A 25,061-nucleotide genomic window follows, 5' to 3' on the forward strand; every position below is an offset into this window, starting at 1 on the left:
ATAACATACGAGTATGGATCCCTGATTCCTTTTTTATAACGTTCTGAATGTATGTGGCGTATTGCCGGTCTGGCTTTTAAAGAAGTGCGAAAAGCTGGCCGGTTCCTCAAACCCGAGAGAGTGCGCAACAAGAGCGATAGGCCAATCGGTATGCATAAGCAGCAGTCTTGCTTCCAGCAGGATGCGCTGGCGGATATGCTCGCTGGTCGTGCGGCCGGTAACCCTTTTCACGGTTGCATTCAGGTGATTAGGATGTACGTTCAGCGCCATTGCAAAATCGCCTGCTGTTTTCAACTGCAACTGCTCTTGTTCTGAAGTAATAGGAAATTGTTTTTCCAAAGTATCTGTAAAGCGTTCTGCTAACAATTGTGCTGTAGTAAGCGTACGTTGAGGCACAATTTCACTCACCCCTATTCTTTTCGATTCCAGTAATAATAACTGCAGGTAGATAGTGATCGCGTCCAGACGGTATGCATTACAATCTTTATTCTCTTTAACCAGGCGCTCAAAAATGTCAAGCATGTAGTCGCCCTGCTTTTCACTTAAATTAAGCACGGGGTTAGCACCAGTCTGAAACAGGGGATGATGCAACAGCTCATCGCGATAGCGTCTGTGTGTTTCGAAAAGATTTTCGGTGAACATGCAGTAATAGCCATCCTGCTCTCCTTCCGGCTCCCAGATCTTCGGCTCCAGCGGATTGATGAACATCATTGCGGGCGCTTTGATCACATAGGTACGTTGCCCCAGTGTCAGTGTACCACCACCTTTGGTGATCAGTGAGATCTTGTAATAATCTCTTCTGGTAGCTGAAATATATTCCCGGCAGGGATTGTTGGCACGGGAGTGAATGGAAAAAGTGCTCTTTGCCGGTACCTTTGGCAGGTTCTCCTGGTCTACACTCACTTGTGAAAAGTCATCGCTTAGCGTAAGCTTTTTACGATGAACAGATCTGCTGTTCTTACTGTTTATGGAGGACATGATACAAAGTTACAAAATGCCTGTCTGCTAATGATGTGCTAATGTAACTGTCTGGAGTTGATGGCATGATGTACGGAAATATTGGCTTTTAGGTGGTCTCATCAGTTGTTGAAGGGTATTTCTTGTATCGGTGTTGCATTTTTTGATTTGATAAATTAACAAATATTTCACAACTTGGACTTAACCTTTATCAACCAAAATCTTGTTTTCATCAACTGGTCTTTTTGATGACTGCCTATTTAACCAACTATCTGTTTGCAGTACAAGATTATTATAACGGATTACATGTTATCGGTGCCTTACCTATGAGCTGTAGCAAGGATAACATGTAATCCTTCTTTTTTCTATCAGGATTCAAATGAATAAAACATCCTATTTCTATCTGTTTCTCTTTTTATCGCTTAAGCTGGTAGTTCATTACAATATGATTGGTTCGGGCTACGACCTGCATAGAGATGAGTTCCTGCATCTTGACCAGGCTAATCACCTGGCGGCAGGGTATCTGTCTGTACCTCCTTTCACAGCGTTTCTTTCCCTGCTTATTAAGTGGCTTGGAGGCGGTGTATTCTGGGTGAGATTTTTTCCGGCGTTGTTTGGTGCGCTGACGATGGTGGTCATCTGGAAGCTGATCGAACTTTTGAAGGGAGGTCCATATGCACAGATAATTGCAGCGTTTGTGTTCATCAGTTCTGCTATGTCAAGGCTTAACATGCTATATCAGCCCAATAGCTTTGACGTGCTCTGCTGGACGTTGACTTTTTATTTGTTGATACGCTATGTAATGGAGGAAAAGCCAGGTTTGCTTTTATGGCTTGGGGTTGTGATCGGCATGGGTTTTTTGAATAAGTACAACATACTTTTCCTGGTGATGGCTTTGATACCGGCATTATTGTTCTCCTCTCACCGGAAGATCTTCCTGAATAAATATCTATATGGTGGGGTGCTGATCGCGTTGTTGCTGGCTTTGCCTAATGTCATCTGGCAGTTTAGAAATGGTTTTCCGGTCATCCATCATATGAAGGAGCTTGCAGCTACGCAATTAGTGAATGTAGAGCGTTCGGGCTTTATTAAGGAGCAATTGCTGTTCTTCCTTTTGGGAACAGTCGTCTGGGCGGCAGCTCTCGTGGGATTTATCAGACATCTGCCATTCAAACCTTATCGTTTTGTCGGATTGACTTTTCTGTTCGTAATGGCATTGTTCATCTATATGCAAGCAAAGGCATACTATGCGTTAGGCATTTATCCAGTACTGATTGCTTTTGGAAGCGTTTATTGGGAGCGGGTCCTGGATGGGGAAAGCAAGCGTCTTTACTGGTTCAGACGGGTGGGAACGTGGTTGATCTTTTTGCCTTTTTTTCTGCTGTACGATATCCTGTTTCCAGTCAAGCCAGCGCGAATATGGACACCAGGGCCATTCCCACGGGAGGCATTTGCCAAATGGGAAGATGGGAAAGAGCATTCTCTCCCCCAGGATTTTGCGGATATGCTTGGCTGGCGGGAATTGGCAGGATTAGCAGTGAAGGCTTATGAGCAGGTGCCTGTAGCCGAACGCAGGAATACGCTGATCCTTTGTGACAATTACGGCCAGGCGGGGGCAATTAACTACTATGCCGGTAAGAAAGTCAGCCAGGCTGTCAGTTTCAGTGCCGATTATGTAAACTGGTTCCCAAAAATGGACAGCCTGCATTATCTGATCGTTGTAGGAAAAGAACCAGGCGAATATGTCCGGAAATATGCGTCCGGCTATACTAAAACCGGACAGATCAGCGATACGCTGGCTCGTGAATATGGCGCTGGCGTCTATCTTGTTCAGGGAATTTCTCCTGTTTTTCCAAAGAAATTAAAGCAATGGCAGAAGGAAGAACAGGACTCTTATAAAGCCAGGATATACGCTATTTCACAATAACGAACTCTACCTCGCCAAAGCCTAACTGTAGCACTTCTCCATCTTTTTCAAGGCATAGTTTTCCATCAGGGAGCACATCCCTGATAATTCCTTCGAAATACTCCTCATTGATACGGTAAGTGCCAGCTTGTCCGAAGCGGAAAAGCTTACTTTTATAGGCTTCCAGCAGGGTTTCATAATGGGCAGGATGCAGCAGTTTCAGTCTCTCTTCCAGGCAAGCACAGAGATGCCGGGTAAGTTCGATAGCGTCCCATGTCTTGCCTGTGATCTGTTTCAGGGACACAGGATTAGGCAAATGGGAAGGGAAACTGGTCTGATTGATATTGATGCCCATACCTGTAATGGCATATTGCCATGTATTGCCGCGTAATACATTTTCGATCAGAATGCCGCCTGCCTTTCTGTCACGCCAGTAAATATCATTACTCCACTTGATAGCGGTTTCATCACCGGCATAACTACTGAACCAATCACAGACGCCCAGGGCTACTGCGGCACTGAGCATAAACTGCCTGGAAAGGTGCAGCATGCCGGGTTGCAGGGCTATAGTCAATATTATGTTTTCTCCGGCGGGCGATAACCATTGTTTGCCGCGTTGTCCTTTTCCTGCAGTTTGCTCCATGGCAAACCAGGCTGTACCGGGTGTCACCTGGCCGGTATTTACCTGCTCCATGGCATAGTTATTGGTGCTGTCTACTGTGTCTAAAATGTATAATGGCTGTCCGATCACGGGAAAAATCTTTTGTGATTTAGCTTGAAGAAGCAAAGTAAATCATTTTATCTTTTTCTTAACAATCGGGCGGATGCCGGCAGAAGAGCAGGGTATGAGACAAGTGTATGATTTATAGGCATTAAAGTCCCGTACATCATGAATTATTACGCATTGTAACAATATCATCTTCCGGCGTTTATTTGCTCCTTCTTTAGTAATTTTGACAATTAAAGATTATTTTTAACCAAAAGAGATTTTATTGGCACCCTTAACCGTTCTGAGTACGAGAAAGAAAGCGTTAACGCGCTTGAGTAGAGAAAGCGAGATTTTTTCCACCATCATCAAGGCCATCCAGGAAAAAAAGGGAGAGAACATAGTTTCCCTGGATTTGCGCCAGATTCCTGAAGCTGTGGCTGATTTCTTTGTTATATGTGAGGCTAACTCCAATACACAGGTGAGGGCTATCGCCGACTTCGTGGAAGACCAAGTGTCGCAGCACATCGGCGAACAACCTTACAAACACGAGGGATTTACCGCGCAACAATGGATACTGGTAGATTATGTGAATGTTGTGGTGCATGTATTCCAACCTGAAACCAGGCAGTTCTATAGCCTGGAGGACATGTGGAGTGATGCAGAACGAATGGAGCATAATGATACAAACTAATAACTTTTAACTATTACCGACATCCTTAAAAAAGGATCGTAAGATTATGGAAAGAGGCAACAACTTCAACAAGGGAGACAAATCGCCAAAGAAAGGACCAAAGTTCAATATATACTGGGTTTATGCCTTCATCGGGGTAGCCTTGCTGGCAATGAACTTTTTCCCCATGGGGGGCCAGCCTAAAGAGCTTAGCTTTCAGGAATTCCTGCTGAATTACCTGAAACCGGGTGATGTAGATAAGCTGGTTGTGGTGAATAAAAAATCGGTAGAGGTTTACATTAAGAAGGAAAGACTGAATGAGTCTAAATTCGATAAAGTATCCAAAGGCCGTTTCGGTTCCGTGAATACCGGCCCGCATTTCCGTTTCACTATTGGTAGCGAAGAGAGCTTCAAATCCGATATGGACAAGGCCCAGGCTGGTACTCCGCTGGAAGACCAGGTGAAAGTGACCTACGAGGACAGAACGGGCTGGTTCGAGCCTTTTATCCAATTACTGTTACCGTTAGTGTTACTGATCGGTTTATGGATATTGCTGATGCGTAAAATGGGTGGTCCTGCCGGTGGCAGCGGCGGTCCTGGCGGCATCTTCAATATCGGTAAATCTAAGGCAACCCTTTTCGATAAAGGTACCCGTGTAAATATCACTTTCAGTGATGTTGCCGGTCTGGACGAAGCGAAAGTGGAAGTGATGGAGATCGTGGACTTCCTGAAAAATCCAAAGAAATATACTGCACTGGGTGGTAAGATCCCTAAGGGCGCCTTGCTGGTAGGCCCTCCGGGTACTGGTAAGACCCTGCTGGCGAAAGCAATGGCAGGTGAAGCCCAGGTTCCATTTTTCTCCATGTCCGGTTCTGATTTCGTTGAACTATTCGTGGGTGTGGGTGCAAGCCGTGTTCGTGACCTGTTTAAACAGGCCCGTGAAAAAGCGCCTTGTATCATCTTCATCGACGAAATTGACGCTATTGGCCGTGCAAGGGGTAAGAACGTAATGATGAGCAACGACGAACGTGAGAACACCCTGAACCAGTTACTGGTGGAAATGGATGGTTTCGGTACGGATAGCGGCATCATCATCCTGGCAGCTACAAACCGTCCGGATGTACTGGATACAGCGTTGCTGCGTCCCGGCCGTTTCGACCGTCAGATCTCCATCGATAAACCGGACCTGGTAGGTCGTGAGTCTATCTTTGACGTGCACCTGAAACCGATCAAGACTTCTCCAAACCTGGATATTAAAAAACTGGCTTCTATGACACCTGGTTTTGCCGGTGCCGATATCGCCAACGTATGTAACGAAGCTGCATTGATCGCTGCCCGTAAAGGCAAAACGGAAGTGGAGATGGAAGACTTCAACGACGCGGTTGACAGGGTAATTGGTGGTCTGGAAAAGAAAAACAAAATCATCTCTCCTGAAGAGAAAGAAGTGATTGCTTATCATGAAGCTGGTCACGCGATCTGTGGCTGGTATCTGGAGCATGCTAATCCGCTGGTGAAAGTGACTATCGTTCCCCGTGGTGTGGCTGCATTAGGTTACGCACAATATCTGCCGAAAGAACAATATCTGTATAATACCGAACAGCTGATGGACGATATCTGTATGACCCTTGGAGGCCGTGCAGTGGAAGACATCGTTTTCGGTAAAATATCTACCGGTGCCCAGAATGACCTGCAGGTGATCACCCGTATGGCCTATGCAATGGTAACCGTTTATGGTATGAACGATAAAGTCGGTAACGTGTCTTTCTACGATCCTAACAGTGATCAGGCATTTACTAAACCTTACTCAGAAGAGACAGCTAAAATGATCGACCACGAAGTTCGTTTGTTGATCGAAAAGGCTTACATCCGTACCAAGAACCTGCTGACAGATAAGCTGGACAATGTGAAAGCACTGGCGCAGGAACTGCTGAAAAAAGAAGTATTGTATCAGGCAGACCTGGAAAGGCTGATCGGTAAACGTCCATGGGATGTGCACCGTGAGCATATCGCGAATAAGGAAGGTATGACCACAGATGGCGTACATCCTACCGATATCATCAACCCTTCTCCTACTCCTGTTAATGCGTAAGCTGATATGAAAATATCTCCTGCCAAGGAAAATATTCTCAAGAGAGTAAGAAATGCATTGAGTCAATCGGTGCAGTTGCCCTTCCCGAATTCGGAGGGCAACAGTTCCGTTTTTGTAAAAGAGCATGATGGCCTGGAGATGAAGTTTGCAGAAGAATTTGCCCGTTTACAGGGGAAGTTCATATTCTGCACCAGTAAGAACGAATTACTGGATAATCTGCTGGCGCTAATCGCTTCCCGTGAATGGGAGGATGTACATTGCCAGACGCCTTCGCTGATGAAGACGTTCCAGTTGCATCAGCAGCCTTTTATCAACAAGGGTGATATGCATAGTGCAGCAGCCGCTATTACAGACTGTGAATTGCTGGTAGCACGTACCGGCACCATGGTGCTGAGTGCAGCGCAACCATCCGGCAGGGCATTACCGGTGTATACGCCGGTTCATATTGTGATCGCTTATACGCATCAGCTGGTGTTCGATCTGAAAGATGCAATAGCGCGTCTGAAAGATAAATACCAGGGAGAACTGCCTTCGTCAATACACTTTGCATCAGGTCCCAGTCGTACCGCCGATATTGAAAAAACACTGGTGGTAGGCATACACGGACCCCGCGAGGTATATGTGTTCCTGTTAGACGAATAAATTATTTATTGTTAAACATATTTGAGCAGCGCGTGATCCTAATCATGCGCTGTTCTTTTAAATGATCATGTTATACGGCCGTTATGACCAGGTTATTCCTCTTTATTTTTTCTGCTGTTTTATTTGCTTCCTGTGGGCAGGCATCTGAACAACGTAAGACTGTTGATACCATTAATACACTGATCGTAAAAGAGCCTGCCGCTGTAATTTTCAGACCTGGCGGGGATAAGCTGCGGTCTTTAAAATCAGCTTTCGGCGAAAAGGGCTTTCCTTCCATGCAGACTGCCAATAATGCAACCCTGTCAGAAGACAGCGCATATCTGGCTGGCAAAGGCTTAAAGATCATCAGCACCAGCGCTACACAGCTGCAATTCATAAGACCCAACGGAGAAGTATTATACATCAATCTTAATCATCCCAAATATGCCTGGGAGATCTTTCTGTTCAATGGCTTCAGCGATCCCGTGAAGGCTGACCTAACTGATATAGAGGCAGCTTATCAGGAATCAGGGATAAAGAAACCCTGAATGGCCACCGATCCTTCTGTTTAACAGGCAATTTCATTTTAGTTGTTTTGTTAAATAGTTATTTATTACTTCGCAGTGGCAAAGCTGTTATTCATTCCTGGCTGGAAGTCTATTGACGAAGGCCTGAAAAATATTATCATCTATGGAGAATGGACACTCCGCTGTGGACTATTCCATTCCTCTTCCGGAGGGCAAACGTGTTTATTTCGCATCAGACTTTCATTTAGGGGCACCCAATCCTGCCGCCAGCAGGGAAAGGGAAAAGCACATTGTAAAATGGCTGGATACCGTTTCCCGGGATGCAGCACATATCTTCCTGGTAGGTGATATTTTTGATTTCTGGTTTGAATACAAAGAAGTGATCCCCAAGGGATATACCCGTCTGTTAGGTAAACTGGCAGAATTGCGGGACAAAGGCATCGGTATTTCCGTCTTTATTGGCAATCATGATATGTGGATGGACGGCTACTTTGAAGAGGAGCTGGATATACCTGTGCATTATGAGCCCCAAACGTACAATATAGGCGGCAAACGTTTTTATATCGGCCATGGAGATGGGTTAGGCCCCGGTGATCATGGTTATAAGATGTTGAAGAAAGTATTCCGTAACCCCGTGTGCCGCTGGTTATTCTCACTGATCCATCCTTCCTGGGGCATCGGTCTGGCAAATTATTTCAGCCGTAAAAGCCGTGCAGCTACCGGTGGGGAACTGGAAAAGTTCCTGGGAGAAGAGAATGAATGGCTGGCCATCTACAGTAAGGAAATATTGCAGCAATCCCATTTTGATTACTTCATCTATGGGCATCGTCACCTGCCACTGGATTTACAGGTAGGACCAGACAGTCGCTATATCAATTTGGGCGACTGGTTAAACTACTTCAGTTATGCGGTATTTGACGGTAAAACAACTTCCCTGTTGTATGATAAGTAACCTTCACTGATCTACTCCAGTATTTCATGAAGAATAGGTGGAGAATTCAGTTCCTGGAAGTCAGGTAAATGCAGTTTGAAGAAATTCAGATAGGCATAGAGGAGCTTTCTGCGCTTATCCTTATTCATATTGATCTCTCCGAGGTTTTCCCAATTGGTACATTGAAAAAGGCGGTCCGTAATTTCACTGTTGGCGGCATCCAGGTAGTTGCTATGATGTGGCGGCAGATCGGTAAAAGAGCCTTCCTGCAGATCGAGATAGTGTGCGTATTCTGAATACCGCCCATTCAGACGAAACCCCAGGTGTTCGGCAAGTTTAAGCGTGAAATACAGCGGAACATTGGCCGCTACGGCTAATGGGGCCATATCGAGCGCCTGTAACGCCTGTTCAGAGAAATAATACAGTTCCAGGTGTTGTTCAGGTTCCCGCAAGCTTTTCTGCAGCAGTTCTATCATGTACAGGGCTACTGTATTCTTGACAATATTGAAGTGCAGTGAAGTGTAGATATAACCCAGCTTGAACTCTGAAATGCGCTGGATATTCTTTTGCTCATAATGATAAACGACGAGCTCGAGGATGTTACCCGGCTGAAAAAGGTTTCCTTTCGCCTTTGGTTTGGAAGAACGCACGCCGTTAACCATATAGGATTGTACCCCGAACAGTTCAGTGAATATATTGACGATGGCGCTGGTATCGCCATATTTGACAGTTCTTAATACTATTCCGCGAGTTTTGTGTAACATACCTGACAGCAGCTGCTGGGTCCAAATGTACGATTAGCGGGCGTTAATTGATGAATACAATCTTAGTTACCAGATGCTCCCCTCCTGTTTCACTGGCGGCAAATACCAGGTAAACGCCTGACTGTGGCCGGTGGCCGGTATAGTCCATGCCGTTCCAGATGGCCTGACCGCCGAAAGCCCTGGTCTGGAATACCATTTTTCCACTGATGTCCGTGATCTTCACCCTTGTATTTTGCACTAGTCCCCGGATGGCGATAGTGCCGCTGTAATTATGTGGTACGGGGTTCGGGAACACTAATACAGCGTCCTGCTTCATGCTGGCGGCGGGTTCGGTAGCGGTACCATGCCAGGACATGAGGCCTTTGCCGGTAGCGAAATATATTTCGCCGGTTTGAGGATCTATGGCTATTGTGTAAATGTGATTATCTGGTAGCGGACTGTTGTCTGTATTGAACTGTTGCAGGATCTGTTCTCCATCCTCACTTACCAGCCAGGCTCCGTTGAGGGTCCCTACCCATTTGCGGTTTGCGCCATCTATAGCAATGGAAGTTACCTGCTCGTCCTGGAACAGATAACCGGCAAAATTGTCCTGTTGTATGACCGGAAGGATAGCGTTACAGCCGTCTGCCGCAGCTTGTCCCGGACAGTTGATGATAGCAATGCCCCGGGCAGTACCAACCCATACACTTCCATTTTTGTCTTTTGCCAGGCAGTATACGTCGTTGGATGGCAGATTACCCCGGTCAGTACCCAGGCGGTATTGCCGCCACTGGTCGTCGTTCTTGTTATCAAGGGTATTGTTATGGTTTAGTACGTACAGGCCGTCGCTTTGAGGGGAGATCATGTATACCAGGCCATAGTCGTCTGTCAGCAACTGACTGATAGCATTGCCTGTCATAACATACGGGCAGCGGAAGGACACCCAGGAATTATCCGGCTTTTTCACGAGGAGGTTAGCGGAGGCCCCATAGGCTGCTATCCATAAATTGCCGGCAGCATCAGTAGCAAGACCACCGACGTTATAGGCAGTGGGATTACCAGCTGCAGATGGCAAATAGCCTTGTTTATAGATTGTATAGCTGGCATCGGGATTAACGTGCACCAATCCTCCTCCGAAGGAACCCAGCCACATACCCTGGCCGGCGGGATCGGGAGCGAGTGAGATCAGGTCCCGGGTTGTATCCAGTAAAGGAATCGCATTGTGATCGAACTGTGTCCAGGTGCCCTGCGAAAATGTGTAATAGCCGTTAAGATTGCCAGCAGCTTTCCAGTTGCCGGTAACGCCTCCGGCAGTAGCCCAGAGAGTGTTGTTGGTAAAGAGCATGCTGCCGGTGATAACACTGGCAGGAGCATCCGGATGGACAGCTGCGTAACTATTATCAGCAGTTCTATACCTGATGAGGCCCTGAAGGGAATCAGCTATCCAGGTATCATTGCCGGTGCCGGCAGTTTGTAGAGGTGCGTTTATAAGTTGATGTTGTAATGTTTTTACAGCATTAGCGCCTGCGTCGAGGATGAGGACACGTGCTGCTCCACCGGACCGTTGTTCACTGAGGAAGAGTTGCCCGCTACGCACATCCATATTCTTGATGTCCCAGCCATCTGAATACCAGGAGCCCCAGGTATTGTTAGCATACCGGAATAGCTGGTTACCCTGGCGGCAGAGCAATTGGTTATTGAAAGTGATGATCTCCTCTACAGTATCCTGTTGCAATCCCTGGTTGAGGGAGGACCAGTTCCTGTAATCGGACGGATTGTTGCCGTTAATTACCGCTGTTCTGACCCCTTCCGGAGTGGCTGCATAGAGTGAGCCGTTAAGAGATGCCAGTGAGTAAACCGGCGTATAATCTCCTGTGCTGCCTATTACATAGGTGGCGGCAATTTCCGGAATGCCCGTATTTATGACGACGATGCCGAGGCCCGTGCAGAGGTAAGCGTTATTATTCTGATAAAAAATACGGAAGATGGATTTATCTGCGGCAACCTGTTTGCGCATCAGGTCTGGAATATTGAAGCTGTTGTTACCGCTTAGCAGGTCAATGTTGCTATTGCGGTATGCGATCAGTATTTCGTCATTGTTGGCAGCAATAGTGCTGATCCCAATATCATGAAGGCCGTTTACTTTGCTATACCGGTTGATCTCCTCATCAGCACCGGTAGTAACGGAAAAGAGTCCCTGGGAAGTAGCGCAGTATATTTTATCCGCTTTGACGGTGACAGCAACGGCGGGACGCCAGGGAAGATGTTCGCTCCATTGGCCAACGGGAGTCTGGGCGTCAGCCTGATAAGAGTTCAGGCAGGAAAGGAAAAGAATGGCATAAAGGGATGTCAGAAAACGGTACATGCATCAAAAATAGTTATATGTTGTTACTTTATGACACTTACTGTGCTATATCAGCCTTCCCGTTTAGACAACTTTGATTACCTTTACGCCCTACTAAAATTATAAAGACGCGTATGTGGCAACGCTTAGCAGGATTCGTATTGAAATTCCGGTTACCGCTCCTGGTTTTGTTACTGTTGAGCACTGCAGTGATGACATATTTTGCCAGCAAGGTGGAGCTATCCTATGAGGCTAATAAGTCTATCCCGCTTGATAATCCTAAGTACCAGGAATATCTTCAATTCAAGGGGCTGTTTGGGGAAGATGGTAATATGATGGTGATAGGGGTACAGACAGACAGTTTTTTTCAGAAAGACTTCTTTCATGACTATATAAAGCTGAACGAGGACCTGAAAAAGGTGGAGTTTGTTGAGAATGTACTGAGTGTGCCATTTGTAATCAATCTTGTAAAAAACGACAGTACGCGTAAACTGGCAGCGGAACCACTCTTCCAGGGTGATCTGCAGCAACAGGCGGTATTAGACAGCCTCGCGGGAGCATTGCAAAACCTGCCTTTCTATAAAGGATTACTATACAATCCGGATACCCATGCTTACATGATGATGATCAACATCAATAAAGATGTTATGAAGACGGCCCGCCGCAGTGAGGTTGTAGACAATGTAATGAAGCTGGGTAATGCGTTCGGAGAGAAACATCATACGGAAGTGCGCATGAGCGGGTTGCCGCTGATACGTACTATCATGGCGACGAAAGTAAAAAAGGAACTGGACCTGTTCCTGAAATTATCATTTGTACTGACAGCGCTGATATTGTTGGTGTTTTTCCGGTCATTCGGGGCAGTATTGATGTCGATGATCGTTGTGGCTATCGGCGTGATATGGTCTGTAGGTACGATTGAATTATTTAATTACAAGATCACCTTGCTGACGGGACTGATCCCACCATTGATCGTGGTGATCGGGATTCCTAACTGTGTATACTTCCTGAATAAATATCATACTGAGTATGCCAAGGATGGGAATAAGACCAGGGCGCTGGTGCATATGATACAGCGCATGGGTATTGTGACCCTGTTTACCAATCTGACGGCCGCTATCGGTTTTGGCGTGTTTTGTTTCACAAAGAGCGAGTTGCTGAAGGAGTTCGGTGTAGTGGCAGGGTTGAATATCATGTTGATCTTCCTGATCTCATTTATTTTCCTGCCTTCTGTGTTAAGCTATTTGCCGGCACCTAAGACGAAGCATACCAACTACATGAACAACGGTTTATTCCGTGCGCTCCTGGACGGCCTGACGGCACTGGTATTCAAATATCGTCCGTGGGTTTATGGTATAACAGCGCTGATGGTGGTAGCAGCGGTAACAGGCATGCTGAAACTGCGTTCAGAAGCACATATGCTGGACGACGTACCGAAGAGTGACAGATTGTACACAGACCTGAAGTTTTTCGAGAAGAACTTCAAAGGGGTGATGCCGTTGGAGATAGCGGTGGATACGAAAAAGAAAAATGGTGTAGTTAATCTGCAGACACTTGAAAAGCTGGACCAACTGTCTAAACTGATAGTGGTACAGCCCGACTTTGCCAGACCATTGTCTGTGGCAGAAGGGATCAAGTTCGCGAAACAGGCTTATTATAATGGAGACACTTCCAACTATTCCATACCAAACCAGTTTGATATAGGCTTCCTGGCGCCGTACCTGCGCATGAAGGGAGGCACTAATGCGGCAGGTAATGCTACTGCGTTTACAAAGCTGGTGTCCTCTTTTATGGATAGTACGCGGCAGGTGGCCCGCGTGAGTGTAAATATGGCTGATGTGGGTTCTGCTAAATTGCCGGTATTGCTGGACTCTTTACGCCCGCAGGTAAATCAGATCTTCGACAGCACAAAATATAAAGTAACATACACCGGGACCAGCGTAATCTTCCTGGAAGGCAGTCGTTTCATTATCAATGGTCTGACAGAAAGTATCCTGTTGGCGTTTGTATTGATCATCTTCTGCATGTTATACCTGTTCCGTTCCTGGAGGATGCTGTTGATCTCGCTGATCCCTAATATTATTCCACTGGCAGTAACAGCTGGTGTAATGGGATGGCTTGAAATACCACTAAAACCCTCTACAGTATTGGTGTTCAGTGTGGCATTGGGAATAGCGATCGATGTGACGATCCGTTTCCTGGTGAATTTCAAGCAGGAGTTACCTCATCATAATCTTGACATATCAGCTACGGTGAAGCAAACCATTCACGAGACCGGTTTGAGTATTATCTATACTTCGCTTATCCTCCTGGCTGGTTTTATGATCTTCAGTTTCTCTGAATTTGGAGGTACGAAGGCGCTGGGCTGGCTTACATCTCTGACATTGTTAATGGCGATGATCACCAATCTGACTATTTTGCCGGCGCTCTTGTTATGGATGGAGAAAGCGTTATTGAAAAAGGCACGGAAAAAGCAATTGTGGAATACGCTGGATGAGGAAGGAGATCTTGATATGTCCGAACTTGGGTTGAAAGAAAGGGAAAAGGAAGACTAGACAAGTATACCGTCAACATATAAATAAAACGCTCAATGCATGATTATCAGCATTGAGCGTTTTTTGTTATACCCAAATAATCTAGTGGGCTACATTCATCCCCCCATATTAGCCGTTTGTATAAAAGGGCGTTACATACCCATTAAAAAGTAAGAGGTTTATAATGCCATTCTAACCTCTTTTAGTTCATGAAAAACAAATACTTAAAGGGCGCTCACCTATCTGAGCGTAAATTTAAGGAGATACTACGGCTATTCGCCGAAGATCTTACAGCCACCCAGATTGCCAACATAAGTGGAGTAAGCCGGGTTACCGTAAACAGTTATCTCAAGAAAATTCGCCAACAGATCGCCCGTCATTGTGAGTCCTTATTGCCGGCAGAAAGCCACAGCCGCCCTGCCGCTCCGGTACGTAATGTACATCATGCATCCACTGCAGATGAAGGAGATGTATCCGTCAAAACAGAAGTAGGCCGTAACGTCAAGCCAGTTGTATTCGGGATCTACCGGTGTTCAGACCGGTTGCATACCGAGATATTACCGGATGTAAGCAGGTCTATGATCCATTCTGTTGTGAGGAGCAGCCGTTCTATTCTGGAGATGCAGAGTGCAGCTGAAAAGATCCGCCGTTTCAGTAATGTAGTGGACCTGGGTCAATACCGTTTATACAATCTTGAAAATGAGGGAGCTGTCAGTATTGCAGACGATGTGGATGCATTCTGGGGGCTAACCAAGCACAGGCTTGCGAAGTTCAAGGGATTGAACCGCAGCACGGTGTACCTGCATCTGAAGGAATGTGAGTTCCGGTATAACAACAGGAATGAAGACATTTATGAAACGCTGCTTGAGCTGTTGAAGACACAGCCACTCAGTCTTTCCTGATAACAGGTTATCACTTACGATATTGCTGCATTGATGCAGCGCATATTTATTTAGATCTGGAACTTAAAACCCGGATTTAGATTTTGGTTGATGAGCGCGCAGGTGGTAATCTTACCGCCTGCCTTACTTGCTATTGTATATACTTATTTAAGTAGAAATGTAGAGGTGCCGGAAGGCACTTTTTTGTTGGAATAGATTATACCTATTACAAATAAATCTTTTTCTATTATGTTAAAAAATTGTTAAAGGAATGTTATAACATATAATTTGTTAACCGATTTTCGCTGAAATTATTGTTAATAAACTTATATTTGAACGTTAAAATTAAGTTAAACAACAAAAGGAAGAGGTTTATTGCTTATGAGATATAGCCCATGATGGCTTCTCACCCTCTGTATACTCATTTAAGGAATTAGGACAAGAATTGTTAATTGCGTTTAGGGGAACCAAAATGTATTTTATCAACTAAGTTTTTACAACGTAGGACAAAGCTTTCAGAACCAGTGGTCGGTTTCCTGGAGACTGTAATCTATTTCATTTGAATAATTAAACTAAACAACCAGAAACAACAAAGCTTATGAGGAAAAGTTTATTTTTCCTCCTGTCCACTATATTGGTGGTAGGGCAGGTGGTTGCGCAAAACCGTCCCATTACAGGGAAAGTTACTTCCGCTGATGATGGAAGTCCGGTAATTGGCGCTACAGTCATTGTTAAAGGTACCACAACAGGTACTGTAACCAACGCAAATGGTGAGTACACCCTTCAGGTACCTGAAAGTGCTACATCCCTGGTAGTTAAGTTCGTGGGTTCGAAAGACCAGGAAATTAAACTGGGTACAGGCGCAAAACACAATGTGGTATTATATCCCGATGTTACCAAACTTACTGAGACTGTTGTAACTGCGAACGCTATCCGTCGTGATAAAGCATCTCTAGGTTATGCGGCTCCTACTTTAAAGAATGAGGAACTGACTAAAGGTCAGAGTACCAGCCCATTGAATGCGCTTGCAGGTAAAGTAGCCGGTGTGAACATTTCTACCAGTGCCAATGCTCCGGGAAGTTCTTCCAGGATCGTATTGAGAGGTGGTTCTTCCATCACGGGTAATAACCAGGCGCTGATTGTGGTAGATGGTATTCCTATCGATAACTCTAGCATCAACGGTGGTGATAACAGTTTATCTTCTTCTGACTTTGGTAACCGTGGTAACGACCTGAACCCTGAAGATATCGAGTCTGTAACAGTGCTGAAAGGTCCTGCTGCTGCCGCATTGTATGGTTCACGTGCATCTAATGGTGCGTTGATCATCACAACCAAGAAAGGTAAGAAGAATGGGAATAAGAAGAATGAAGTTACGTTGAGCTCAGCGCTGACTTTCTCTAATATTTTAAAGCTGCCGGATTTCCAGAACGATTTTGGTCAGGGTTATTCTAACGAAGTGAATGATCCTAAGGAAAACTTTAGCTGGGGACCTGCATTTACAGGTGCGGAGCAGGAATGGGGACAGTCTATCAACGGTGTTAGACAGAAAAAAGCTTATTCCGCGCAGAAGGACAACATCAAGAATTTCTTTGAGCTGGCTAAAGCGGTAAACACTAACTTGTCATTGTCAGGTGCAGGTGAAAAAACCACCTACTATTTATCACTGAACAGTCTGAACTCAGACGGTATCATGCCAGGTGACTATGATAAATACAATAAATATGGTGTACGTTTCAATGGCACAGCAGAACTGAGTAACAAGATCTCAACTTCCATCACCTTTAACTATAGTAAGATCAGCAGTCAGGTTGTACAGGGTGGTCAAGGTGGAGGATCTGTATATAATAATCTATTACAGACTCCACGTGATATTCCTATCGACAAAATGGGTGACCTTAGCAATCCTTACAACAGTTTTGGTAACCTGTTGAACGCTAATGGCCAACCTTACTATGGTTACTATGGTGCATATACAAAGAGCCCTTATTTCATTCTGCAGAACTATAAAAACCAGAATGATGTAGATAGGATCACGGGAGCATTTACCCTGGAGTATAAACCACTGGAATGGTTAGATGTATTAGAAAGGGTTGGTGTTGACGTATATTCTGACCGTCGTACATATAAGTCTCCTAAGTACAGCTTCATTCCTGCCGATGATGCTGGTAACTATACTACAAACGATAATACCCTTACTGCTACCGGTTTGTACAGCAAAGACCAGTATGATCTGGCAGAGGTTGTACATGATTTCATGGTAACAGCTAAGAAAGATTTTGGTCCTGATTTCAAAGCGTCTTTGATGGTGGGGAACAACATCCGTCAGCGAAAACTGAACACAACTGAACTGCAGACTAACGCTGCTGGTCTAGTAGTTCCAGGATGGTACAGTTTTGATAACAGTAATGGTCCGATCATCACAAACGATGCGCTGTCAAGACGTCGTCTAATAGGGTTGTACAGCGAGTTAAACCTCTCTTATAAGAACTTTATCTACATTGGCGCTACTGCACGTAATGATTGGTCTTCTACACTGCCAAAAGCAAACAATTCTTTCTTCTATCCTAGCGTGAATGGTTCATTTGTGTTCTCTGAGCTATTTAAGGATAGCGATTTCGGCCGGATACTGAACTATGGTAAATTAAGAGCTAGCTGGGCACAGGTGGGTAACGACGCTGATCCATATCTGCTGCGTACTTACTATGAAAAAACCGCTATCAACAGTGGTTTTGGTAACACTACTTTCCCTTTCAATGGTATCAATGGTTACACGTTATCTAACCAGATCGGTAACTCCAATATTAAACCTGAGATCACAACTGCTGCGGAAATCGGTACTGAACTGAACTTCCTAGATAACAGGATCTCCCTGGACCTGTCTGTGTATAGAAACAGATCCAAAGATCAGATTATTCTGATACCATTACCGCCTAGTACAGGTTCTACACTAAAAACAGTGAATACTGGTCTGATCGAGAACAAAGGTATTGAGATCGGTCTGAGAGGCACGCCTATCCGTACTGCATCTGGTCTGACTGTTGAACTGTTTGGTACCTACACAAGGAACAAGAATACCGTTTTGGACCTTCTGGATGGGAATGTTGAGCAGATCAGTGTGGGTGGTTTCACCGGTATGAGCATTGTTGCTGCTGTAGGCAAGCCATACGGTACTTTCTATGCACAGGATATCCGTACTACTCCGCAAGGTCAGGTAATTGTTGATGCCGATGGTCTTCCTTTGACTACTTCAACTGCGGTTTATCTAGGCTCTTACAATCCTAAATATCAGGCATCATGGGGTGTAAATGCAGGTTACAAAGGCTTTAACTTCAGCATGTTATTTGATACTAAGCAAGGTAACCAATTTTTCTCCCGTACTGCGGATATCACAGACTTCAACGGTACATCTTATCTTTCAGCTGAAAGAGATCGTACTGGTGCTATCTGGCCAAACTCAGTACAGGTTGATCCAGCAGATCCTACCAAGTACATCACAAATACTACCAAGTATCTGCCAGAAAATTATTGGACAAACAAGCCTGATGGTCAGAACATTTTTGATGCATCCTACATCAGATTACGTGAGGCCAGCCTGACCTACCGTATTCCTAGAAATGTATTGAACAGAACTCCATTTGGTGATCTGACAGTAGGTCTGTTTGGCAATAACCTGGCGCTTTGGGCAAAGAACAGATATGCTGATCCTGAAGTAAACTCTGGTGGTGCGGGTAACGAGCAAGGTTTCGATTTTACTGCGCAGCCTTCTCTGAGAAACTTCGGTTTTAATGTAAGAGTAACCTTCTAATCTTTAATTGCAAGCTAATAACATGAAGAACAATATAGTAAAGTCAGCCGTGGGTTTTCTCGCCGTGCTGTCTCTCTCAATAACAGGCTGTAGCAAGTTCCTGGATTATAACGAGAACCCAACCAAAGTAACCGATCTGGATCCGAGTTACCTGTTACCTTCGGCACAGGCAGCAACAGCATCTGTAGTTGGAGCTAACTTCCAGATATATGGTGGTCTCTGGGCACAGTACTGGACACAAAACGTAAACTCCTCTCAGTATAGAACGTTAGAGCAGGTGAGCTTGGATCCTTCCAGCTTTGACAGACCATGGCAGACACTTTACGCAGGGGGGTTACAGGATCTCCAGGTGATCATCGATAATGCTAACAATAAACGTCTGGAACAATATGCGGGTATCTCTGAACTGATGAAAGCATATACTTTCCAAATATTGACTGATGCTTTCGGTGATATTCCGGTAGCTGACGCGATAAAAGGCAACGACAACGTGCTGTTTCCTGAATATCAGTCACAGGAAGTAGTATATGATAGCATCTTCGCTATGATCGACAGAGGCCTGGCTATCATTGATCCATCTTCTACAGCTGGTCCTGGTCAAGATGATCTGGTATTCCAGGGTACACTGGCGAACTGGGAAGCATTCGGTAATACGCTGAAACTGCGTGCTTATCTCCGTCTGTCAGAAATAAGCCCAGATAAAGCTGAAGCAGGTGTTAAAAGTCTGCAGGCGGCTACCTTCCTGACTACCGATGCTCAGATAAAATATGTAACTACAGGTGGTAACCAGAATCCACTGTTCGCTGAAATCCTGGGTCTGGGTAGAACACAGAACCTGGTAGGGAGTAAAACGGCTATTGATGCAATGCAGGCACTGAATGATCCTCGTGTTGCTAAATTCTACAGACCTAATAATGATACTACCGGTATCGTAGGTATCCCTCAGGGGAGCTTCAGGTATTCCTGGAAGTATAAATTCGCTACACCTTCTGTTTTCGTAGCTGGCTATGGTCTCAATGATTCTTCTGCAATGGCTCCGGTAAAACTGATGTCTGCTGCTGAAAGCTATTTCCTGCAATCAGAAGCAATAGCGCGTGGGTGGCTGACCGGTGATGCAAGATCGTTGTATCAGCAAGGTATCACTGCTAGCTTCACTGCTTATGGTGTTGATCCTGGTAGCTATATCACTACTGCTGTTGCAGCTTTCCCAGCTACCGGTGAAGAAGCACAGGTAAAAGCGATCATTACTCAGAAGTACTTCGCAATGAATGGTAACCAATCCTTCGAAGCATGGACAGAATGGCGTCGTACAGGTTATCCTGACTTCTTCGTTCGCTCACTGGCTTCAGTGCTGCCTGCAGGTCAGATGCCCGCACGGTTCCTCTATCCAAACGTAGAGATCACCAGAAACCCAAATTTTCCTGGTGCTAAGCTAGCCTACGAAAAATTATGGTGGGACGCTAAACCATAAGATAACGGATATGTATATATTCAAAAAAGGGTTCGTTTTATAACGAGCCCTTTTTTTATGTTTGATCGGGCAGGCCTTAACAATTTGATCCTTAACACCCCTTTTTTGAGTAACTAGATGTTAACCCACACATCTCTATATCTTTTTAAGAATTTTTATATCTTGTGGTACTTTTGGCCGATTAGCTATATCAAAATCAAAATAATAAAGACACGGGGACAATTGACCACATTTAACCACAGATGTGGTATTTCAAATCTTGGTACTATATAACTAATGCTGCTTCCTGCATTAATTTAAATTCTATTTGATGAAAAAAAGGAGTATTCCTGTATTTGTTTTCATTAGTAGCTGTGCTGCCTGCTTTTGCGCAGATGAGAACACTTACAGGCACCGTTAAAGCTGATAGCAGCGGAATGCCGCTGTCAGGTGTTACTATTCGCATGAAAGGCTCCACTTACCGTGTTGCCACCAATCCTGACGGATCTTTCTCTATGAGCGTAGGCGGAACGCCTGAACTGCAATTTTCTATGGTTGGATATGACTCCCGGCAGGTAAAGGTCGGGGCAGATATCAGCCGGCTCGATATAAAACTGCATGCGGCTTCTTCCAGGCTTTCAGAGGTGGTTGTAGTCGGGTATGGAGAACAATCTCAGAAATATACTACCGAGGCAGTATCGGTAGTGAAAGCGGCCGATATAACCAACGTACCGGCAGTATCCCCACAACAACTCCTTCAGGGACAAGTAGCTGGCGTAAACATGACCAATTCCTCGGGTGTGCTTGGGAATGCCTCCCTCCTCCGGGTGAGGGGAACTGCTTCTATTACTGCCGGTAGCCAGCCAATGTTTGTCGTAGACGGGGTGCCGCTCAATGACGGCACTTACAGTACCTCCTTCGGTGGAGGGGCCGCATTGAATCCTCTCCTGGAGATCAACCCGGAAGACATTGCTTCCATCACGGTACTGAAAGACGCAGCAGCTGCCGCTATTTACGGTTCCAGAGGCTCAAACGGGGTAATACTGATAGCAACAAAAAAAGGTGCGCTTAACCATAAAACACAGCTTAAACTGGATTATTATACCGGTTGGGTAAGTCCTACAAACAAGCTGGATGTTATGAACGGGGAGGAATACCGCACTTTCTATAATGACTACATCACCAAGGTCAAAGGAACTGCGCCGGTCGATTTCCCGGCAAAAAGTACTGACTGGCCGTCGCTGGTTACCAGGACCGGCAGAACCAATAATTATGCAATTTCTGCCAGTGGGGGAAGTGATAAGACCCGCTTTTATGTAGGAGGTAACTACATGGATGATGAAAGCTTTGTGATCGGTAACAACCTGCAAAGATTGTCTGGCCGCGTAAACCTGGAACATACTGCTAGCAGGCATTTGCAGCTGGGAGTAAATTTCAGCACCGCTTACACTGACATGGACCGCATTTACCAGGAGGGTAATGCGCTGACCGCCAGTAACTTCCTGCCGCCATATACAGCGGGATTTTTCAATACACCATTCACTCCTGCTTATACAGACGATGGACAGTTTGCGAATCCGGCTACAAACACGCTCGCTAATATAGCCTTAAGCACGAATAAATATTATACCCGCCGCAATACTGGTAATGCATATGCAAAGCTCAATATCACAGACGATCTCTGGGTCAAAACCGACTGGGGTATAGATCTGCTGGAAACAGAAGAGCGTGTCCGCAGATCTTCCAAACTGGTACCGAATGGTTCGGGAAGTCGCACCATCTGGCAGGATAATAAATGGTTGTCTACCAGCAGTCTTAATTATGATAAGCGCATCGGAGACAAACACCAGGTGACATTATTGGCTGCTTACAGTTATGAGACAGCGAGATATGACGATATTAAAGTTACAGGTACAGGTTATACCAGCGATCAGTTACTGAACGTGGGATCTGCAGCAGTGACCACCGGAACGGCAACAGGTCAGCGCTGGGCACTTGAATCTTATATTTTCCGGGGTAACTACCATTTCCAGGATAAATACCTGTTTGAAGGAACGCTGCGAAGGGACGGTTCTTCCCGTTTCGGTGCAAATAAAAAGTACGGTAACTTTTGGGCGGTATCCGGTGGCTGGGTAATGTCACAGGAACAGTTCCTGAAAGATATAAGTTTTATCGACTACCTGAAACTAAGCGCCAGTTATGGTGTGACAGGTAACGACCGTATTAATTACTACAGTTATCTGGGGCTGTATTCTGCCGGTGTTGATGCCAACTATGCTGGTCAGTCGGGATTAAGGCCTACCCAGATCAAGAACCCAGACCTGGGATGGGAAGAAACTAAACAATTCGACCTCGGTCTTGCAGTGAATGTATTGAACAACAGGTTGCAACTGACAGTTGATTATTACAGCAAATTCTCCCAGGATCTACTGTTAGCTATGGCTGTACCATCTACTACGGGTTTTGGATCGTCTACCAGGAATGCAGGCAAAATGCGTAACAGAGGTGTGGATGTTCAGATAACCGGGATCCCCGTACGTACCAGAAACATAGAATGGACGAGCAGCCTTAACCTCGGTTTTGTGAAGAATAAGGTAATATCGCTTGCTTCCAGCAACAAGGATGAGGAAGGGAGGAACTATATACTTAGCTCATTCGGTGGTCAACGTGTGATAGAAGGATACGAAATGAATTCGTTCTACGTGTACAATTATAAGGGAATCAATCCCGAAACAGGAGATCCTGAATGGTATACCAAAGACGGAAAAGCCACTACTGCTCCAACTGCCAATGATCAGATCATAGCTGGTAACTCTATACCGAAATTGACAGGTGGTTTCAATAATACCGTACGATACAAACAGTTTGATCTCGGAGTTAATTTCTACTTCTCTTATGGTAGTAAAGTTATGTTGAATGAATTCCAGATACTGGATAATGCAACATCGACTACAAACAATCTCAGTAAAGACATGCTGAACTACTGGCAGAAGCCGGGTGACCATGCATTTGCTCCGGCAGCTACCAGTGCCTCCTGGAAAACAAAGCCTTTCAGTCAGTTATCTACCGAACAACTGTTTGACGGTTCTTTCCTGCGCCTGAAAACATTGACACTGGGCTATAATCTGCCGTCCAACCTGTTAAGCAATACACATGTGCTGAGCGGCGCACGCTTATATGTGCTGGGACAGAACCTGTGGACGGTGAAAAATAAAGACTTCCGTGGTGCTGATCCGGAGGTTTCCCTGTATGGCTCAAACGGACAGGTGGCCGGAGAATCTTCTTTCTCCCTGCCTCAACCCAAAACGATCACTGTAGGTGTGAACCTGGTATTTTAAAATATGAAAACAGCCAATATGAACCGGCAAAATAAGATATTGATATGGGTGCTGGCAGGTTTGACCTGTACCAGCCTGTTTTCCTGCAGTAAAGACCTTGACCAGGACCCTGAACAGGCAATTCCTACCGAACAGGTATTTACTTCAGGGCCTACTGCTTTAAGTGCATTATACGGCGTTTATAGCCGTTCCCAACGCCCGGAGGTATTTGGAGGTCAGGCTCAGATCATGGGCGATTTTATGGCCGATAACAGCAATTATGTAGGTAGTACTTTCCAGTTGAGTGAGATCAATAACTTTGTCACTTCTACAACCAACTCCATGTTAAGTGAGATATGGCGTATTCACTATGACGCCATTTTGGGAGCCAATGCAGTGGTGGACAAAGTGCCTGGTATACAGGACCCTTCGTTTACAGCCACTGACCGGAAGATGTATGTGGCAGAAGCAAAGTTCATGAGGGCCATCCTCTACTTCGAAATGTTGAATCTCTTTGCCCAGCCTTATCAGGTAGCACAGGGTGGATCACCAGGTATTCCGTTGGTAATTGCTGCTTTTGATGGTACTATTACCTATCCTGCGAGAAGTACTGTCAACGAAGTACAAGCGCAGATTGAAAAAGATCTGTTGGAGGCATTACCCGATCTGAGTGATACCTTCAGCGATCCGATGCTGGCGAGAGGACGTGCAACAAAAGGTGCAGCAAATGGTCTTTTGTCAAGGCTGTATCTGTACCGTGAACAATGGGATAAAGCGGCACAGTATGCGAAAGCTGTATTAGATGCTCCTTACTATAAGCTGGCCAACGACTATGCATTTTATGATGGTAATACGGCAGAAGATGTCTTTTCCATCCAGAACACTGAGACTGATAATCCTGGAAGTTTGAGTTGGGCAGGCTATTATCGTCCGGCAGGACGTGGTGAATGTCCTTTTTCTCCTGAACTGATACAAGCATTTGCCCAGGAAGCGAATGACAAAAGATTTGCCATGAGCGATGAAGGCAAGGCCGCAAACCAGGAGATCAGAAGGTTTACACTGAAGTTCCCTGATGTATCGCCTGCCAAAGACAACGCGCCAATGATCAGGGTAACTGAAATGTACCTTAACAGGGCGGAAGCGCTGGCTGCTGCCGGTGGTGTGAATCAGGAATCCATCGATCTGATAAATGCTTTGAGAAAGCGTGCAGGACTTGCTGAGTGGGACATCGCAAACTTTGCAACTCCCGATGCACTGATCACTGCCATACTGAACGAAAGACGTAAAGAACTTTGTTTTGAAGGCCACCGCAGAATGGACCTGCTGAGAAGAGGACAATCATTACGTGCGAATGATCCGGATAAAAAAGCTGGTGCAGACAGAGTGATCTTACCAATTCCTCAACGTGAAATAGATCTGAGTCCTGCATTGAAAGGACATCAGAACCCAGGCTACAATTAATTTCAGATCGTATAAAAGAGAGCGGCTGTTCATCGTTTGAACAGCCGCTCTCTTTTTATAGCCGGTCGATAAATAGAAAAAGGTCCGTTTCAGACGGACCCTTTTCTATTATCTGT

Annotated in this window: 16 protein-coding genes; 12 read left to right on the top strand and 4 right to left on the bottom strand. The window is 45.4% G+C overall.

The window, feature by feature from the left end:
• Positions 1-33 precede the first annotated feature (33 nt).
• Positions 34-978, bottom strand: a complete 945-nt coding sequence (locus tag C7475_RS12465) for an AraC family transcriptional regulator (protein WP_110053670.1) — start codon at positions 976-978, stop codon at positions 34-36.
• A 358-nt stretch (positions 979-1,336) separates the two neighbouring features.
• Here C7475_RS12465 and C7475_RS12470 point away from each other — a divergent pair, with 358 nt between their 5' ends.
• Positions 1,337-2,884 carry a glycosyltransferase family 39 protein gene (locus tag C7475_RS12470; protein WP_110053671.1) on the top strand — a complete coding sequence of 516 codons (1,548 nt, stop codon included), beginning with the start codon at positions 1,337-1,339 and terminating at the stop codon, positions 2,882-2,884.
• Here the strand turns inward: C7475_RS12470 and C7475_RS12475 are convergent.
• Positions 2,871-3,614, bottom strand: coding sequence for a biotin--[acetyl-CoA-carboxylase] ligase (locus C7475_RS12475; protein ID WP_110053672.1), 744 nt, complete (start codon positions 3,612-3,614; stop codon positions 2,871-2,873). The genes C7475_RS12470 and C7475_RS12475 overlap by 14 nt on opposite strands.
• Positions 3,615-3,903: 289 nt before the next feature.
• Between C7475_RS12475 and rsfS the strand changes: the two genes are divergently transcribed.
• The 5 genes from rsfS (at position 3,904) to C7475_RS12500 (ending at position 8,431) form a co-directional block, all read left to right on the top strand.
• The gene (gene rsfS / locus C7475_RS12480; RefSeq protein ID WP_223233159.1) at positions 3,904-4,263 is read left to right on the top strand and encodes a ribosome silencing factor; all 360 of its coding nucleotides are present in this window, start codon (positions 3,904-3,906) and stop codon (positions 4,261-4,263) included.
• Positions 4,264-4,309: 46 nt separating this feature from the next.
• Positions 4,310-6,331 carry an ATP-dependent zinc metalloprotease FtsH gene (ftsH, locus tag C7475_RS12485; RefSeq protein WP_110053674.1) on the top strand — a complete coding sequence of 674 codons (2,022 nt, stop codon included), beginning with the start codon at positions 4,310-4,312 and terminating at the stop codon, positions 6,329-6,331.
• Positions 6,332-6,337: 6 nt separating this feature from the next.
• Positions 6,338-6,973 carry a lactate utilization protein gene (locus tag C7475_RS12490; protein WP_110053675.1) on the top strand — a complete coding sequence of 212 codons (636 nt, stop codon included), beginning with the start codon at positions 6,338-6,340 and terminating at the stop codon, positions 6,971-6,973.
• Positions 6,974-7,056: 83 nt separating this feature from the next.
• On the top strand, positions 7,057-7,500 hold the full coding sequence (locus tag C7475_RS12495; protein ID WP_110053676.1) for a hypothetical protein: 444 nt from the start codon (positions 7,057-7,059) through the stop codon (positions 7,498-7,500).
• A gap of 142 nt (positions 7,501-7,642) precedes the next feature.
• Positions 7,643-8,431, top strand: a complete 789-nt coding sequence (locus C7475_RS12500) for a UDP-2,3-diacylglucosamine diphosphatase (protein WP_110053677.1) — start codon at positions 7,643-7,645, stop codon at positions 8,429-8,431.
• Positions 8,432-8,442: 11 nt separating this feature from the next.
• Here C7475_RS12500 and recO read toward each other — a convergent pair whose 3' ends face one another.
• A complete protein-coding gene (gene recO / locus C7475_RS12505; protein WP_110053678.1) occupies positions 8,443-9,174 on the bottom strand; it encodes a DNA repair protein RecO in 732 nt (243 codons plus the stop codon).
• Between the two features lie 43 nt (positions 9,175-9,217).
• Positions 9,218-11,518, bottom strand: coding sequence for a two-component regulator propeller domain-containing protein (locus C7475_RS12510; RefSeq protein WP_110053679.1), 2,301 nt, complete (start codon positions 11,516-11,518; stop codon positions 9,218-9,220).
• A gap of 113 nt (positions 11,519-11,631) precedes the next feature.
• On the opposite strand from C7475_RS12510, the gene C7475_RS12515 reads away from it, so the two are divergent.
• From C7475_RS12515 to C7475_RS12540, 6 genes are all read left to right on the top strand, one after another.
• Positions 11,632-14,052 (top strand): RND family transporter, encoded by a 2,421-nt coding sequence (locus C7475_RS12515; RefSeq protein WP_110053680.1) that lies wholly within the window; start codon positions 11,632-11,634, stop codon positions 14,050-14,052.
• A gap of 188 nt (positions 14,053-14,240) precedes the next feature.
• Complete coding sequence (locus C7475_RS12520) at positions 14,241-14,933, top strand: LuxR C-terminal-related transcriptional regulator (protein WP_110053681.1); 693 nt, start codon at positions 14,241-14,243, stop codon at positions 14,931-14,933.
• A gap of 577 nt (positions 14,934-15,510) precedes the next feature.
• Positions 15,511-18,717, top strand: coding sequence for a SusC/RagA family TonB-linked outer membrane protein (locus C7475_RS12525; protein ID WP_110053682.1), 3,207 nt, complete (start codon positions 15,511-15,513; stop codon positions 18,715-18,717).
• A 22-nt stretch (positions 18,718-18,739) separates the two neighbouring features.
• A complete protein-coding gene (locus C7475_RS12530) occupies positions 18,740-20,188 on the top strand; it encodes a SusD/RagB family nutrient-binding outer membrane lipoprotein (RefSeq protein ID WP_110053683.1) in 1,449 nt (482 codons plus the stop codon).
• A 335-nt stretch (positions 20,189-20,523) separates the two neighbouring features.
• A complete protein-coding gene (locus C7475_RS12535) occupies positions 20,524-23,505 on the top strand; it encodes a TonB-dependent receptor (protein ID WP_110053684.1) in 2,982 nt (993 codons plus the stop codon).
• An 18-nt stretch (positions 23,506-23,523) separates the two neighbouring features.
• A complete protein-coding gene (locus C7475_RS12540) occupies positions 23,524-24,945 on the top strand; it encodes a RagB/SusD family nutrient uptake outer membrane protein (RefSeq protein WP_110054058.1) in 1,422 nt (473 codons plus the stop codon).
• The last annotated feature ends 116 nt before the right edge of the window (positions 24,946-25,061 follow it).

It is taken from the genome of Chitinophaga sp. S165 (assembly GCF_003182155.1).
Taxonomy (GTDB): domain Bacteria; phylum Bacteroidota; class Bacteroidia; order Chitinophagales; family Chitinophagaceae; genus Chitinophaga.

Coding starts and splice junctions, on each gene's coding strand:
- C7475_RS12465 (WP_110053670.1), bottom strand. CDS start 978: ATGTCCTCCATAAACAGTAAGAACAGCAGATCTGTTCATCGTAAAAAG.
- C7475_RS12470 (WP_110053671.1), top strand. CDS start 1,337: ATGAATAAAACATCCTATTTCTATCTGTTTCTCTTTTTATCGCTTAAG.
- ftsH (WP_110053674.1), top strand. CDS start 4,310: ATGGAAAGAGGCAACAACTTCAACAAGGGAGACAAATCGCCAAAGAAA.
- C7475_RS12490 (WP_110053675.1), top strand. CDS start 6,338: ATGAAAATATCTCCTGCCAAGGAAAATATTCTCAAGAGAGTAAGAAAT.
- C7475_RS12495 (WP_110053676.1), top strand. CDS start 7,057: ATGACCAGGTTATTCCTCTTTATTTTTTCTGCTGTTTTATTTGCTTCC.
- C7475_RS12500 (WP_110053677.1), top strand. CDS start 7,643: ATGGAGAATGGACACTCCGCTGTGGACTATTCCATTCCTCTTCCGGAG.
- recO (WP_110053678.1), bottom strand. CDS start 9,174: ATGTTACACAAAACTCGCGGAATAGTATTAAGAACTGTCAAATATGGC.
- C7475_RS12510 (WP_110053679.1), bottom strand. CDS start 11,518: ATGTACCGTTTTCTGACATCCCTTTATGCCATTCTTTTCCTTTCCTGC.
- C7475_RS12515 (WP_110053680.1), top strand. CDS start 11,632: ATGTGGCAACGCTTAGCAGGATTCGTATTGAAATTCCGGTTACCGCTC.
- C7475_RS12520 (WP_110053681.1), top strand. CDS start 14,241: ATGAAAAACAAATACTTAAAGGGCGCTCACCTATCTGAGCGTAAATTT.
- C7475_RS12525 (WP_110053682.1), top strand. CDS start 15,511: ATGAGGAAAAGTTTATTTTTCCTCCTGTCCACTATATTGGTGGTAGGG.
- C7475_RS12530 (WP_110053683.1), top strand. CDS start 18,740: ATGAAGAACAATATAGTAAAGTCAGCCGTGGGTTTTCTCGCCGTGCTG.
- C7475_RS12540 (WP_110054058.1), top strand. CDS start 23,524: ATGAACCGGCAAAATAAGATATTGATATGGGTGCTGGCAGGTTTGACC.